Origin of the sequence: Acidovorax sp. YS12, from assembly GCA_021496925.1 — a bacterium.
Taxonomy (GTDB): Bacteria; Pseudomonadota; Gammaproteobacteria; order Burkholderiales; family Burkholderiaceae_C; genus Paenacidovorax.
Window position 1 is genome coordinate 1,709,781 of the sequence record CP053915.1, and the last position, 15,412, is coordinate 1,725,192.

At 71.3% G+C, this 15,412-nt stretch carries 10 protein-coding genes; 4 read left to right on the forward strand and 6 right to left on the reverse strand.

Translation table 11 applies throughout. The annotated features are described in order from the left end of the window. Positions 1-2: 2 nt before the first annotated feature. The gene (locus YS110_07775) at positions 3-692 is read right to left on the reverse strand and encodes a glutathione S-transferase (protein ID UJB64651.1); all 690 of its coding nucleotides are present in this window, start codon (positions 690-692) and stop codon (positions 3-5) included. 45 nt (positions 693-737) lie between these two features. After that, the gene (locus YS110_07780; GenBank protein UJB64652.1) at positions 738-1,643 is read right to left on the reverse strand and encodes a LysR family transcriptional regulator; all 906 of its coding nucleotides are present in this window, start codon (positions 1,641-1,643) and stop codon (positions 738-740) included. A 128-nt stretch (positions 1,644-1,771) separates the two neighbouring features. Between YS110_07780 and YS110_07785 the strand changes: the two genes are divergently transcribed. The 4 genes from YS110_07785 to YS110_07800 all read left to right on the forward strand — a co-directional run bounded on the left by YS110_07785 (position 1,772) and on the right by YS110_07800 (position 5,487). Beyond that, positions 1,772-2,968, forward strand: coding sequence for an acyl-CoA dehydrogenase (locus tag YS110_07785; GenBank protein UJB64653.1), 1,197 nt, complete (start codon positions 1,772-1,774; stop codon positions 2,966-2,968). 125 nt (positions 2,969-3,093) lie between these two features. After that, entirely contained in the window at positions 3,094-4,356 is a 1,263-nt protein-coding gene (locus YS110_07790; protein UJB64654.1) for a CoA transferase, read from the forward strand. A gap of 111 nt (positions 4,357-4,467) precedes the next feature. Next, on the forward strand, positions 4,468-4,677 hold the full coding sequence (locus YS110_07795; protein UJB64655.1) for a hypothetical protein: 210 nt from the start codon (positions 4,468-4,470) through the stop codon (positions 4,675-4,677). A 165-nt stretch (positions 4,678-4,842) separates the two neighbouring features. Then, the gene (locus tag YS110_07800) at positions 4,843-5,487 is read left to right on the forward strand and encodes a DUF4124 domain-containing protein (GenBank protein UJB64656.1); all 645 of its coding nucleotides are present in this window, start codon (positions 4,843-4,845) and stop codon (positions 5,485-5,487) included. 196 nt (positions 5,488-5,683) lie between these two features. Here YS110_07800 and YS110_07805 read toward each other — a convergent pair whose 3' ends face one another. The 4 genes from YS110_07805 to YS110_07820 form a co-directional block, all read right to left on the reverse strand. Further along, a complete protein-coding gene (locus YS110_07805; GenBank protein UJB64657.1) occupies positions 5,684-8,350 on the reverse strand; it encodes a diguanylate cyclase in 2,667 nt (888 codons plus the stop codon). A gap of 93 nt (positions 8,351-8,443) precedes the next feature. Further along, entirely contained in the window at positions 8,444-9,262 is an 819-nt protein-coding gene (locus YS110_07810; GenBank protein UJB64658.1) for an amino acid ABC transporter substrate-binding protein, read from the reverse strand. Between the two features lie 192 nt (positions 9,263-9,454). After that, complete coding sequence (locus YS110_07815; GenBank protein UJB64659.1) at positions 9,455-10,585, reverse strand: two-component system response regulator; 1,131 nt, start codon at positions 10,583-10,585, stop codon at positions 9,455-9,457. Positions 10,586-10,621: 36 nt separating this feature from the next. Next, complete coding sequence (locus YS110_07820) at positions 10,622-15,406, reverse strand: PAS domain S-box protein (protein ID UJB64660.1); 4,785 nt, start codon at positions 15,404-15,406, stop codon at positions 10,622-10,624. Between the last annotated feature and the right edge of the window lie 6 nt (positions 15,407-15,412).

Here is a 15,412-nt window from a genome sequence, read left to right on the forward strand (position 1 = left end):
GCTCAAGCCTGCATCACCACGGGGCCGCCCTTGTCCAGCGCGCGCTGGTAGGCGGGCCTGCCGTGCATGCGCTGGCGGTAGGCCCGCAGATGGGGCCAGGCGGCCTCGTCGCCGCCGCGCGCCAGCGCGGCTTCGACGGCGAAGCTCATCTGGAAGTCGGCCATGCTCAGGTGCTCGCCGGCGAACCAGCGGTGCCGCGCCAGGTGTTCCTCCATGAACGCCAGCGCGGCCTGCACGTTGGGGCGGATGAGCTTGTGCTGCACCTTGCCGCACAGCGCGCGCGCCACCGGGCGCACGAAGAACGGCATGGGCTGGCGCGGGATGGTGTCGAACACCAGCTTCATGACCAGCCAGTTCATCAGCGAGCCCTCGGCGTAGTGCATCCAGAAGCGGCACTGGCGGTGCTCCGGCGTGCCGCGCGCGGGCTCCAGGTACGCCAGTTCGGCGGGCGCCTGCGCGCCGTAGCGCTCGGCCAGGTACTCGATGATGGCGCCGGATTCGGCCACCACCTCGCCGCCGTCGGTGACGACCGGCGACTTGCCCAGCGGGTGCACCTGCTTGAGCGCTGGCGGCGCCAGCTTCGTGGCGGGGTCGCGCGCGTAGCGGCGGATGTCGTACGGCACGCCCAGCTCCTCAAGCAGCCACAGGATGCGCTGGGAGCGCGATGTTTCAAGATGGTGAACGGTCAGCATGGGGTGGCATGGTAGTGGCGCCGCGCCATTCGCGCTGGCGCCCGGCTACACGCCCTGCGCCGCCGCCATCTCGCCCAGCCACCGGGCGAACGCTGCGAGCACCGGCGGCTGCGGCTGCGCAGGACTGACCAGGTAGTAGCCGCGCTCGCCGCGCAGCGGCCGGGCGCAGGCCACCACCAGGTCGCCGCGCGCCAGCTCGGCCTCGATGAGCAGCGGCGGGATCAGCGCCACGCCCAGGCCGTGCGCGGCGGCGGCAGCAGTCATGGAAAACAGCTCGTAGCGCGGCCCGTCGAGCGCGCGCGCCACGCCCGCCACCCCCATGGCGTCGAACCACTGCTGCCAGCCATAGGGCCGCGTGCTCTGCTGCAGCAGCGGCAGGCGTGCCAGGGCCTGCGGCGCCACGCCCCCGGGGGGCAGCAGGCGCGGGCTGCACACCGGCACCACGTCCTCCTGCAGCAGCAGTTGCGCCTGCACGCCGGGCCAGTTGGCCACCTGCTCGGGCGTGCCGGCGTACAGCGCGGCGTCGAACGCGGAGTCGGCGAACAGGAAGGGGCGCGTGCGCGTCTCGATGTGCACCACGATCTCGGGGTGGCGCGCGGCCAGCAGCGGCAGGCGCGGAATCAGCCAGCGCGTGGCGAACGTGGGCACCGCCGCCAGCGACAGCGCGCCGCCGTGGCCCTGGTGCGCCATCACGTCGAGCGTGCCCTGCTCCAGCGCCTGCAGCCAGCGCGCCACCTGGCGCCCGTAGTGGCGCCCGGCGGGCGTGAGCACCACGCCATGGCGCGTGCGGCGGAACAGTTGCACGCCCAGTTGCTCCTCCAGCGCCAGGATCTGGCGCGACACGGCGCTCTGCGTCAGCGCCAGCTCCTGCGCGGCGCGCGTGTAGCTCTCGTGCCGCGCGGCGGCGTCGAAACAGGCCAGGGCCTGGGTGGAGGGCAAATGGCGGCGCATGCGCGCACTCTACCCCATACATTCCCAAAACGCATTTCTGGATGCCAACTACGCGCTTGCCACTCCTAGGGTCGCTGCCCTACGATGCGCGCATTCCGCATGTATTCTTTTTTGCCCTGGAGACACCGATGGCCCACGCCCCCTTCCGCTGGGAAGACCCGTTCCTGCTCGACCAGCAACTCAGCGCCGACGAGCGCGCCATCCGCGACGCCGCCGCCGCCTACTGCCAGGACCAGCTCGCCCCGCGCGTGCAAGACATGTTCCGCCATGAAACAACCGACGTGTCCATCTTCCGCGAGATGGGCGCCCTCGGCCTGCTCGGGCCCACCATTCCCGAGGCCTATGGCGGCGCGGGCCTGAATTACGTCAGCTACGGCCTGATCGCGCGCGAGATCGAGCGCGTGGATTCAGGCTACCGCTCCATGGCCAGCGTACAGTCGTCTCTGGTGATGGTGCCGATCCATGCCTTCGGCACCGAGGCGCAGAAGCAGAAGTACCTGCCCCCATTGGCTTCGGGCGCGTTCATCGGCTGCTTCGGCCTGACGGAGCCCGACCATGGCTCGGACCCCGGCTCCATGGCGACGCGGGCCACCAAGGTGGCTGGCGGCTACAAGCTCAAGGGCAGCAAGATGTGGATCACCAATTCGCCGGTGGCGGATGTGTTCGTGGTCTGGGCCAAGGAAGTGTCCGAAGGCGGCGCCGTGGGCCCGATCCGCGGCTTCATCCTGGACAAGGGCATGAAGGGCCTGAGCGCCCCCGCCATCCACGGCAAGGTGGGGCTGCGCGCTTCCATCACCGGCGAGATCGTCATGGACGATGTGTTCGTGCCCGAGGAGAACGCCTTCCCCGAGGTGCGCGGCCTCAAGGGGCCGTTCACCTGCCTGAACAGCGCGCGCTTCGGCATTGCCTGGGGCGCCATGGGCGCGGCCGAGTTCTGCTGGCATACGGCGCGCCAGTACACGCTGGACCGCCAGCAGTTCGGCCGCCCGCTGGCGGCCAACCAGCTCGTGCAGAAGAAGCTGGCGGACATGCAGACCGAGATCACCCTGGGCCTGCAGGCCGCGCTGCGCGTGGGCCGCATGAAGGACGAGCACCAGAACGTGGTGGAGATCACTTCGCTCATCAAGCGCAACAACTGCGGCAAGGCGCTGGACATCGCCCGCCTGGCGCGCGACATGCTCGGCGGCAACGGCATCAGCGACGAGTTCGGCGTGGCGCGCCATCTGGTGAACCTGGAGGTGGTCAACACCTACGAGGGCACGCACGATGTGCATGCGCTCATCCTGGGGCGCGCGCAGACGGGCATCCCGGCTTTCGCCAACTAGACGGAGCTGATACAGCGCTCCTGAAAAATGAGCTGCCAGCGCTTGCCACAAGCCATTTTCGGCATTAAACATACATGAAAGTGGCGAATGGCAAGCGCAAGCAGCTCCTGATTGAATAGCAAGCCATGACCCCTCCCCCCACGGCGCCCGGCGCCCTCGCGGGCATCAAGGTGCTCGATCTCTCGCGCGTGCTGGCCGGCCCCTGGTGCACGCAGCAACTGGCCGACCTGGGGGCCGACGTGGTCAAGGTCGAGCGCCCCGGCAGCGGCGACGACACGCGCCACTGGGGCCCGCCCTTCCTGCACGACGCAGCGGGCCAGCCCACGGCCGAGGCCAGCTACTACAGCGCCTGCAACCGCAACAAGCGCTCCATCACCGTGGACATGGCGCACCCCGAGGGCCAGGCACTGCTGCGGCGCATGGCGCTGCAGGCCGACGTGGTGGTGGAGAACTTCAAGGCCGGCGGCCTGGCGCGCTACGGGCTCGACGACGCCAGCCTGCGGCCGCACAACCCGCGCCTGGTGTACTGCTCCATCACCGGCTTCGGGCAGGACGGGCCCTATGCCGGGCGCGCGGGCTACGACCTGATGGTGCAGGCCCTGTGCGGCCTCATGAGCATCACCGGCCATGCCGACGGCGAGCCCGGCGGCGGCCCGCTGCGCGCGGGCGTGGCCGTCATCGACCTGTTCACCGGCCTGTACGCCAGCAACGCCATCCTGGCCGCGCTGCACGCGCGCCAGGCCAGCGGCCAGGGCCAGTACATCGACATGGCGCTGCTCGACACCGGCATGGCCTTGCTGGCCAACCAGGCGGCGGGCTATCTGGCCACCGGCCAGGCGCCGCAGCGCATGGGCAACGCCCACCCCAGCCTGGCGCCCTACCAGGACCTGCGCACGCGCGACGGCCACGTGCTGCTGGCCATCGGCAACGACGGGCAGTTCGCGCGCTTTTGCGCCGCGGCCGGCCACCCCGAATGGGCCGAAGACCCGCGCTTCGCCACCAACACCGCGCGCGTGCGCCACCGCGACGCGCTGCTGGCCTGCATGGCGCCGGTGCTGCAGGCCCGCACCAGCGCCGAGTGGATCGCGCTGCTGCAGGACAAGGCCGTGCCCTGCGGGCCCATCAACACCATCGCCCAGGCCTTCGACGACCCGCAGGTGCGCGCCCGCGGCCTGCGCCTGGAGCTGCCGCGCTGGCGCGCGCACGAGGCCCCCGGCAGCGGCCCGGCGCGCATCGCCGGCGTGGCCAGCCCCATGCGCCTGTCGGCCACGCCCGTGGCCTACCGCAACGCGCCCCCGGCCCTGGGCCAGCACACCGACGAAGTGCTGCGCGAGCTGGGGCTCGATGCCGGCGCCATCGCCGCGCTGCGCGCCAGCGGCGCGCTGTAGGGCCGGGGCATGTGAACCAAAACCGGCCCTGGCGCGTCATAGTGGTTGCGGGTATGCGATGTTCGTGCCACCCTGCGCAGCACCCGCCGAACAAAAAAGATGGAAAGCGCCATGCCCACCCCCTTCACCCGCCCCCTGGTTCTGCTGCTGGCGCTGGCCGCCGGCGGCTGCGCCTCGGCCCCTGCCCAGCCCCCCGCGCCCGCGGCCCCCGCGTCGGCCCCGGCCCCTGGCGAGCAACCGCCGCGCCGCTTCGGCCCGCCCGGCGAGCGCACCGACCCAGGCCAACGCCCGCCGCCGTTCGACTGGAAGACATCGAAATGACCCCCCTGCGTCGCTTCGCGCCTTCCCCCCGCTCTCGCCACGCTGCGCGTGGCGGGCAGGGGGACGCCGCCAGCGCGGCGGGGCGGCCCTTGCGCGGCGTCCGCTGGCCTGGGCTGCGCCAGTTTCATGGGCCGTGGGGGGCGCGCGGCGCCATGGAGAGCTGAGATGCCCTCCCGCGCCCCCGTCCTGACCGCCTGCCTGGCCGCCTGCGCAGTGCTGGCCAGCCTGGGCGCACCGGCCCAGGTGCTGCGCTGCACCGACCCGCGCACCGGCAAGGTCACCTACACCGATGGCGAATGCACCAGCGACAGCCAGGCGCTGGAGGTCGAGCCGCGCAAGACGCCCGAGGCGCTGCGCGCCGAGCGCGAGCAGGCCGCCGAGGCCATCGCGCGCAAGCAGCAGCGCCAGCAGGCCGAGGCCGCAGAGCGCCAGCGCGAGGCCGAACTGCAGCGCGCCGCGCGCGCCACGAGCGCGGCCCAACCCTTCGACTACACGCAGTCGGCCGCCTGCCTGCAGTCGCGCCAGGAGGTCGACCGCGCGCTCGGCCGCCTGTCCTCCGGCAGCGACCAGGAGCAATTGCGCCTGCAGGCCCTGCAGCGCCAGATGGACCTGGACTGCCTGGGCCCCGAGCGCTTCGCCGAGATCGAGCGCACCCGGGCGCTGCAGCCCGCCGCGCCCGTGGTGGTGGCGCCGCCCTACCGCCCCCTGCCACGCCCGCCGCACACGCAGCCGCCCCAGCCCGCGCCGCGCATCACACACTGCAACGTGTTCCGCTGCTACGACGCGCAAGGCGGCACGCATCCGCGGTGAGAGGAAACACCCCCTGAGGCGCTTCGCGCCTTCCCCCTCTCTCTGCGCGCTTCGCGCTCCGGGAGGGGGACGCAGCCCTCGCTGCGGGGCGGCCCTTGCTCGGCTGCCCGCGCCTGGGCCGCGCCGGTTTCATGCGCCATGGAAAACTGAAACGCTTGCGCACGCCCGCGCCGGCAGCTATCGAAAATGGAGTGAATCAAGCGGCGCCGGGGCCGGCCCCGGCCATTCCCGGCGCGTACAGCACGTAGCGGTTGCGCCCGCGCTGCTTGGCCTGGTACATGGCCTGGTCGGCCTGGCGCAGGAGCTGCTCGGCGTCGCGGCCGTCCTGCGGATAGACGGTGATGCCCATGCTGCCCGAGACATGCACGGTATGCCCCTCGACCTCGATGGGCAGGGCCACGGCGTGCAGCGCGCGGCGCACGGTGTCCTCGCATTCGCGCGGGTGGCGCAGGCCGCCCAGCAGCAGCACGAATTCGTCGCCGCCCAGGCGCGCGGCGGTGTCGCCCGCGCGGATGCTGCCCTGCAGGCGGCGCGCCACCTCGGCCAGCAGGTCGTCGCCAGCATCGTGGCCGTGCGCGTCGTTCACGGCCTTGAAGCCGTCCAGGTCCATGAAGCACACCGCCAGCCCCTGGCGCGCCCGCTGCGCGCGCGCCAGGGCCTGCTGCAGCCGGTCGGCCAGCAGGGCGCGGTTGGGCAGGCCGGTCAGGGGGTCGAAGTGGGCCAGGCGCTCCAGTTGCTCCTGCTGGTGCTTGCGCTCGGTGACGTCGGAGAACACGCTGACGTAGTGCGTCACCTGCCCGTCGGCGTCGCGCAACGCGTTGATGGTGCTGGCGGCGGCGTACAGGCTGCCGCTCTTGTGCCGGTTCCAGAACTCACCCTGCCAGTGCCCGTGCTGGTGCAGCGCCTGCCACATGGCGGGATACTGCTCGCGGCTCCTGCGCCCGGAGGAGAGCAGGCTGGGCTTGCGGCCCAGGGCCTCGGCGGCGGGGTAGCCGGTGATGCGGGTGAAGGCCGGGTTGACCTCGATGATGCGCTGCATGGCGTCGCACACCATCACGCCCTCGTGGGTGTTGGCCACCACGCTGGCGGCCAGGCGCAGGGCCTTCTCGGCTTCCTTGGCGGCGGTGATGTCCTGCTTGATGCCCAGGTAATGGGTGATCCGGCCCTGGTCATCGACCAGCGGCGCGATGGTGGCGCTTTCGGTGTACAGCACGCCGCTCTTGCGCCGGTTGACGAATTCGCCCTGCCAGACCCTGCCCGCCACCAGCTCTGCCCACATGGCCTGGTAGGTGGCCGGGCTGGTCTGGCCCGACTGCAGCACGCGCGGGTTGGCCCCCAGCACCTCGGCCGGGGTATAGCCGGTGGTGCGGAAGAAATGCGGGTTGGCGTACTCGATGGCCGGGGCCGTGGAGGTGATGACGATGCTGGTGGGGCTTTGCTCCACGGCGAGCGAGAGCTTGCGGATGGTGGCCTCGTCGGCGCGCAGGCGCGAGAGGTCGTGCAGCACGCCGACGTAGTTGACCACCCGGCCCGCGCTGTCGCGGATGGCGTTGACCGTGAGCCAGCCGGTCAGCGGCGTGCCGTCCTTGCGCCAGTCGATGACCTCGCCCTGCCATGCGCCTTCGGCGGCGATGGCGGACCACATGGCGTCGAAGTGGGCGGGCACGGGCCGCGTGGGGGACAGGTGGCCAGGCAGGCACCCCGCGGCCTCGGCCGCGCTGAAGCCCGTGCCGCGCTCGAACGCGGGGTTGACGGTGACGATGCGCCCCTGCCGGTCGGTGATGACGATGAAATCGCTGCTGTGCGCGAACACGCTGGCGGCGAGGCGGTTTTCCTCCAGGCGCTGCTCCTCGCGCTGCAGCGAGCGGCGCACCCGCCAGGTCAGCGCGCCGGTGGTGAGCAGGACCAGCAGCAGGGACAGCCCGGCCAGCAGGGCCAGCTGGCGCATGTCGCGCCGCCACGCCTGCAGCACCTGCGCGCTGGAAGCCTGCGACTGCACGAACCAGGGGTAGTTGCGCGAGGCGCGGAAGGCCACCAGCCAGGTGTCGCCGCGCGGCCCGGGCCACTGCGCCACGCCCACCTGGTGCTCCAGCGCGGCGGCCAGGCGCACGCCGTCCAGCACCGTGCCGGGCAGGTCGTCCTCGGCGGTGGACAGCAGCAGCGTGCCGTCGTCGGTATAGAGCTGGTGGCGCAGCGCGGGCACGACTTCGTGGTTCAGCGCCTGGTTGATGAAGTAGTCGCTGTTGATGGCCGCGACGATGGTCCATTGCGGTGCCTCGGGCAGCACCAGGGTGATGGGGAAGAAGCCGGCATCGCGCGCGTCCGGAGCCTCCCCCGGCCCCGGCGTGGCCGGCCAGAGGCTGCCGTCGGCGAAGTCGCGCCCGCGCCAGGGCGCGCCGAAGCGCAGCACGCCCGGGGTGTGGGGAGCGACGCGCGGCAGCAGGGGCTCCAGACCGGGCTGCAGGCCGATGTTGGCGGCCTGGGTGCTGGCCAGCACCCGGCCCGAGCGCGCCAGCACCGACAGCGAGCGGACATACGGCAGCTTGTTCTGCAGGGCGGTCAGGGCGTTTTCCAGGTCCCTGGGGGCCACGCCCTGTTCGGCGTACTGGATCTCGGGGTGCTCGGCCGCGAGGGCGCGCAGGTGCATGTCCAGCAGGTTGAAGCTCTGCGTCAGGCTGTCTTCGAGGTTGTGGGTCTGCACCTGGGCATGGCTGCGCATGTGGTCGAGCGCCACGCCGCGCAGGTGCTGGCCGCTGAAATACAGCCCCGCCAGCACACTGGCCACCAGCAGCAGCTGCAAGCCCACCAGCAGCGCCACGGAGCCCCGGCCCAGGCGGCGGCCTGCCGGAGTTGCTTCGGGCATGGGCAAGAGGGAATCGGCCACTCGGTGCTTCAGGGGGCTACGCACCAGCCGCCGATGAAACCGGCGCGGCCCAGGGGGGGGCGCTGCGGCACCTCAATCCAGCACCACGATGGGGTCAAGCTTGTGCCTGCGCGCGGCGGCCAGCAGGCGGCCATCGCGCTTGATGTCGCGCAGAAACTCCTCCAGGCGGGCATGCCAGGCGTCGTCGCCGGGCTGCACGGCCCAGGCGTAGGGGGTGACGTGCCAGGCCGCCGCCGGGGCCACCAGGCGTGCCCAGTCGGTGGTCTCCAGCATGCGGCGGGTGTAGGGGAAGTCGGTCATGAACACGTCAGCACGCCCGGCCTGCACCTCCTGCTCGCGCGCGTGCGGGGTGTCGGGGGTGATGAGCCGGGCCTTGTGCAGCCGCTCGCGCATCAGGGGCTCGTGCAGCGTGCCCTTGGCCACGGCCACCACCACGCCGGGCTGGTCGATGTCGTCCCAGCTGCGGATCTTGCGGTTGCTGCGGGTGGTGATGGCCAGCACGTCGCTGGCCAGGTAGGGCTGGGTGAAGCGCACGAACTGCTGGCGCTGCGGCGTGATGCCGATGGCGAACATGGCCACGTCGCAGCGCCCTTCCTGCAGGTCGGGCACCAGGCGGGCGAAGGAGCTGTCGACGAACTGCACCGCCACCCCCAGCTCGCGCCCCAGCGCCTGGGCCAGGTCGATGTCGATCCCCGACAGGGCCTGGGTGCGCGGGTCGCGGTAGGAAATGCCGTAGTAGTCGGGCCAGATGCACACCTGCACCTGGCCGCTGCCGCGAATGCGCTCCAGGCGCCCGTCGGCCGCCGCGCCCAGGCCGCACAACGCCATGCAGGCCCCCAGGACCGCCGCCCGAGCCAGCCCGTGCCCCGCCTTGTCGCGCCGTGGATTCATGACAACCCGATACACACAAAAACAATATGGTCAATTTTAAAACACATTGCAACTTTTTGCCGTCCGGCGCCAGGGCCGGGCCGGCGGCGGCCACGCGCGATGCGCCCGGGCACCGGTGAACTCCTGATTCGATAGCTGCAAGCGCTTTCCAGCAAAGGGCTGGAAGCCTTTTTCCTTTTGAATCGCCGCGGACTAATCCGGGTCCGGATAGCGCTGCGAGATGCGCAGGAAGTCCTGGGCGATCTCGACGAAGGCATCGACCATGTCCGGATCGAAGTGCGTGCCCCGGCCCTTGACGATGGTGGCGCAGGCCTGCTCGTGCGGGAACGCGGGCTTGTACACACGCTTACTGATGAGCGCGTCGTACACGTCGGCCACGGCCATGAGGCGCGCCGACACGGGGATGGCGTCGCCCTTGAGGCCTTCGGGATAGCCCGAGCCGTCCCACTTCTCCTGGTGGCTGTAGGCGATTTCCTTGGACACGCTGAGGAACGCCACGCGCATGCCCAGGCGCCGCTCGGCCTCCTCGATGGCGTTGCGCCCCAGCGTGGTGTGGGTTTTCATGACCTCGAACTCCTGCACCGTCAGCTTGCCGGGCTTGAGCAGGATGGCGTCGGGAATGCCGATCTTGCCGATGTCGTGCAGCGGCGCCGACTTGTACAGCAGGTCGATCATGCGGTCGGTGAGCACGTGGGCGAAGCGCGGGTGGTCGCGCAGGTGCTCGGCCAGGGCCTTCACGTACAGCTGGGTGCGGCGGATGTGGTTGCCGGTCTCGTTGTCGCGCGTCTCGGCCAGCGAGGTCATGGCCATGATGGTCACGTCCTGGATGGCCTGCACCTCCAGCGTGCGCAGCGCCACCTCGCGCTCCAGATAGGCGCTCTTGTCGCGCAGGAAGTCGGCCGAGGCCTTGAGCGCCAGGTGCGTGGCCACGCGCGCCAGCAGGATGGGCGGACTGATGGGCTTGGTGATGTAGTCCACCGCCCCCAGCTCCAGGCCCAGGCGCTCGTCCTCCATGTCGGCGCGCGCGGTGAGGAAGATCACGGGAATGTCGCGCGTGTGCAGGTTCGCCTTGAGCCTGCGGCAGACCTCATAGCCGTCCATGCCAGGCATCATGATGTCGAGCAGGATGAGGTCGGGCGGCTGCTCGCCCTGCGCGATCTTCAGCGCCTTCTCCCCCTGGTTGGCCACCTTCACGTGGTAGTGGTCGCGCAGCAACCCGCCCATGAGCGAGAGGTTGTCGGGCGTGTCGTCCACCACGAGCACCGTGGCGATCGGCTTCTCGACGAACACCGACTGTGCATCAAAGAACGGGGCATGGTCCATGAATGCTCCTGCAGGGGTTGTGGCGGCGGTGCGGCATCACGGGGGCGGCGCCGCCGCGTCGATGGCCTCCAGCGCCTGCTCGAACTCGAATGCCTGGACCCTGTCGTGCACCCGCTGCAAGCCGGGCCCGAGCACCGTTTCGAGGACGGCTACATTGTGTTGCAAATACTCGATCGCTGCAGGATCGTCCTCCCGCAGCAGGGTGCGCAACTGGCGCAGGGCCTCGTCCGCCGCCAGCCCGGGCGTGCCGGATGGCACCGGCGACGGCAGGCCCGCGCTCCAGTCGGCGAGCCCCTGCAGCAGCGGGCCCAGCGCGCCCTCCAAGGCATCGCGCAGCGCCTGCACCTGCGTTTTCGGCGCCTGCGCGCGCAGGGCCTGCTCCAGCGCCTGCGCATGCTGCGACAGCGTCTGCGCGCCGATGTTGGCGGCCACCGAGCGCAGCGTGTGCGCCATGCGCTCGGCCTGCAGCAGCCCCCCGGCGGCCAGCGCCGCGTCGAAGTCCGGCACCCAGGCCGCCTGGCCTTGCGTGAAGCGGCGCAGCAGGTCGGCATAGAGGCCCGGGCGGCCCAGCGCCCGGCGCAGCCCCAGCGCCATGTCCACGCCCGGCAGGGCCGGCGGCAGCGCGTCGGCCACGGCATCGGGCGGTGGCACGGGCGCGGCGGCCTCGCCCAGCCCGGGGCGCGCGCGGATCCAGCGCGCCAGCGCCGCCCACAGCTGCGCCGGGTCGATGGGCTTGGCCACGTGGTCGTTCATGCCCACGGCGAAGCAGCGCTGGCGGTCGGCCTCCAGGGCATTGGCGGTCATGGCGATGACGGGCAGGTTGGCGAAGCGCGGGTCGGCGCGCAGCAGGCGCGTGGCGGTCTCGCCGTCCATCACGGGCATCTGCATGTCCATGAGCACCGCGTCGTAGCGCCTGCGCTCCAGGGCGTCGAGCGCCTGCCGGCCATGCGCGGCCACGTCCACCGCGAAGCCCGCGTCGCGCAGCAGCTCCACGGCCACGAGCTGGTTCAGCTCGTTGTCCTCGACCAGCAGCACCACCGCGCCGCGCACCGGGGCCAGCAGCGCCTGCTGCTGCGGGTCCTCCAGGCTGGCGCCACGGCCCACGGGCTGGCTGATGGCGGCAATGGGCTGCACCAGGGTCTCGAACAGCACCGAGGCGCTCACGGGCTTGATCAGCACCGTCTCGATGCCCTGCGTGCGCGCCGCGTGCATCACGTCCTCGCGCCCGTAGGCCGTGACCATGAGCATTTGCGGCACCGGGCCGATGTCCAGCGCCCGGATGCGCCGCGCCAGCTCGATGCCATCCATGCCCGGCATGTGCCAGTCCAGCAGCAGCAGGCTGTGCGGGTGCCCCTGGGCCACCGCTTCGCGCACCGCCGCCAGAGCCTGGGCGCCCGAGTGCACCTGCTCGGCCTGCAGGCCGAGCGATTGCAGCATGTCGCACAGCACGGTGGCCGCAGCGTGGTTGTCGTCCACCACCAGCACCCTGCCTTCCTGCAGCGCGGTGGCGGACAGCTCGCGCTGCGGCGCCGGCTCGCCCAGGTCGAGCGGCACCGTGGCCCAGAAGCGCGAGCCCTGGCCGGGCTGGCTGTCGGCACCCACGTCGCCGCCCATCAGCAAGGCCAGCTTGCGGCAGATGGCCAGGCCCAGGCCGGTGCCGCCATAGCGGCGCGTGGTCGAGCTGTCGGCCTGCTCGAAGCTCTGGAACAGGCGCCCCATCTGCTCGGGCGTGATGCCGATGCCGGTGTCGCGCACCTCGAAGCGCAGCAGCACGGCGCCCGCGCGCTGCGCCTCCAGGCGCACGCCGATGGCGATCTCGCCCGTCTCGGTGAACTTGATGGCGTTGTTGGCGAAGTTGATGAGGATCTGCCCCAGCCGCAGCGCATCGCCCACGAGGCTTTGCGGCACGTCCGCCGCCACGTCGAGCACCAGCTCCAGCCCCTTGGCGCCGGCCTTGTAGCCGACCACGTCCACCACGCCGGCCAGCATGCGGTCGAGCTCGAAGGGCTGCGGGTCGAGCTGGAGCTTGCCGGCCTCGATCTTGGAGAAGTCGAGGATGTCGTTGATCACGCCCAGCAGGTGCTGGCCGGCCTGCTGGATCTTGCTCACGTAGCCGTGCTGGCGCGCGTCCAGCCCGGACTTGAGCGCCAGGTGCGACATGCCGATGATGGCGTTCATGGGCGTGCGGATCTCGTGGCTCATGTTGGCCAGGAAGTCGCTCTTGGCGCGGCTGGCGGCGTCCGCCGCCTCCTTGGCCTCGCGCAGCTCCTGCTGGATCTGCTTTTGCTCGGTGATGTCGGTGAAGGTGCCGATGAGCCCGCCCGGCGAGCCATCGGGCAGGCGGAAGCCCCGCGTCCAGTGCGACACCTGGTGCACCAGGCCGTCGCGGAAGATGCGCTGCGTCTCCTTGTGCACCGTGATGCCCTGGCGGATGACCAGCGCGTCCTCCTCGGCCTGCGCCTGGCGCTGCGCCAGCGGCACGCCAGGGTAGTCGAGCACGGTCTTGCCGACCATGGTGTCGCGCTCCTGGCCCATGAGTTCCTCGAAGGCGCGGTTGGTGCCGAGGTAGCGGCCCTGGGCGTCCTTGTAGAACACCGGCACGGGCACGGTGTCGAGCAGCGCCTGCTGGAACGCCAGTTGCTCGCCCACCCGCGCCTCCAGCAGTTTCTGCACATGCACGTCGATGTTCACCCCGACGGCACGCCGGGCCTTGCCGTCGGCGTCGCGCACGATGCGCGCCGACAGCAGCATCCAGCGCCACTGGCCGTCGGGGCGCACGATGCGCCAGCTGTCCTGGATCTCGCTGGCCGTCCCGTTCACGCAGCCCTGGAAATGGGCCAGCGCCCGTTCGCGGTCATCCGGGTGCAAGGTGGCCGACCAGGCGGCGATCGGGCGGCGGTTGGTTCCCGGCGGCAGACCGAGCATTTCGAGCAACTTGTCGGACCACACAACCTCGCCGCGCACGAAGTCGGCATCGAACACCCCGATGAGGCCGGCTTCCTGCGCCAGCGCCAGGCGTTCGTTGGCCTCCAGCACTGCGGCCTCGGCACGCCGCGCCTCGGTGACGTTCTCGATCACCCACAGCGAGCCCTTCTCGCAACCCGCCAGCTGCACACTGCGCCCGGACAGGCGCGCCTCGAAAGGGGTGCCATCGAAACGCTGCAGCTCCCAGACGTCGCGCACGGGCTGCTGCTGGGCCAATGCCTGCGCCACGCGGGCATTGAAGTCGCGCCAGCTCTGCACGCTGCCGAACAGACGCTGCACGGGTTGCCCGGCCAGCGCCTGCTCCGAGGCACCCATGAGCTCCGCGAACGCCGGGTTGCAGCGGCGAAAACGCCCGTCGCACACCAGCAGGATCGGCGGCGCGTGGTCGAAGATGGCGGTCTGCTGGTCCAGCAGCTCGTTGAGCTGGCGTTCGCGCTGCTGCAGCTCCTGCTGCGCCTGGATGCGTGCCGTCACGTCCTGCTGCAGCCCCACCACGGCGATGCAGCGTCCTTTCCTGTCGAACACCGGCGAGAGCGTGGCATCGTCATGGTAGATGGTGCCGTCACGCCGACGGTTGATGAACTCGCCGCGCCAGGAGCGGCCCGCGAGCAGTTCGGCCCACATTTCCCGGTAGGTCTGCGCCGGCGTCTGGCCGCTGGCGACCAGGCCCGGCTTGCGGCCGCGCACCTCGGCCAGGCTGTAGCCGGTGCTGCGCTCGTACTCGGGGTTGACCCACTCGATGCGGCCCTGCGCATCGGTGATGACCACGCCCACCGGGCTGCTCTCCAGCGCCGCCCCCAGCACCTGGAAGCGCTCCATCACCGCCGCCATGCGGGCGCGGCTGCGCAGGATATCCAGCAGCATGCCCCCCAGCAGGAACAGCACCACGAAGGCGCCGCCGCCCACCTTCCAGCGCAACGCGGCCGGCACCAGGCTGGTGACATCGTCCAGCGCCACGAGCTGCCAGGGGCCCGCGGGGTCGAACCACTCGACGGGCTGCCGCGCGATGGCATAGGCCTTGCCATTGATCTGCGCGCGCGCCGCCCCCGCGGCAAACGGCAGGGCGGAGGCCATGCCGTTGTCGAAATGCGTGCCGAACTGGCGCAGCGCGCGCACCTCGTCGATGCGCTCCTGCGCCAGCGGCGGCAGCATGGCGTACTGCCACTCGGGACGCGTGGAGGCGAACGCCACGCCCTGGGGCGACAGCAGCAGCATGGTCATGCCGCTGCGCGGCAGCAGCGCATCGAGCGGCTGGAAACTCGCCTGGAACACCACGGCCCCGACCACTGCGCCCGTGGCCGCGTCCCCGGCATACAAGGGGGCGGTGTAGTACAGCCCGCGCGCATGGGTCTTCGGCGCCAGTGCGGCGCAGACGTTGGCCACGCCGCGCAGCGCCTGCTGCAGGTAGGGCTGCAGGTACAGGTTGAAGCCGGCCATGCTCTCGCCCGCAGTGTCGTGGGCGACGACCGTGCCCGCCTTGTCCAGCACATAGACATCGCTGCCGCCAAAACGCGCGCGGGCGAGTGCCATGCGGGCCAGCGCATCAGGGGCATCGGGCGGCAACTCGCCCAGCGCCAGGCCCTTGAGCAGCGGCTCGTGCAGCCCCAGTTGCGCCACGGCATCGAGCAACGGGCCGCCCGTGGTCTTGCCCAGCAAGGCCTGGGCGGTTTGCTGCAGGGTGCGGGCGCGCTCCTCGGCGCGCTGCATCTGGTGCAGCGACTCCATGGTCTGCACCGCCAGCCAGGCCCCCAGCAGGGACAGCAACACCACCACCAGCGCGCCCGGCACCCAACGTGCATCGCGCACCTGCAGTTTGTCGATCACGCTCTGCGCCATGGCGGG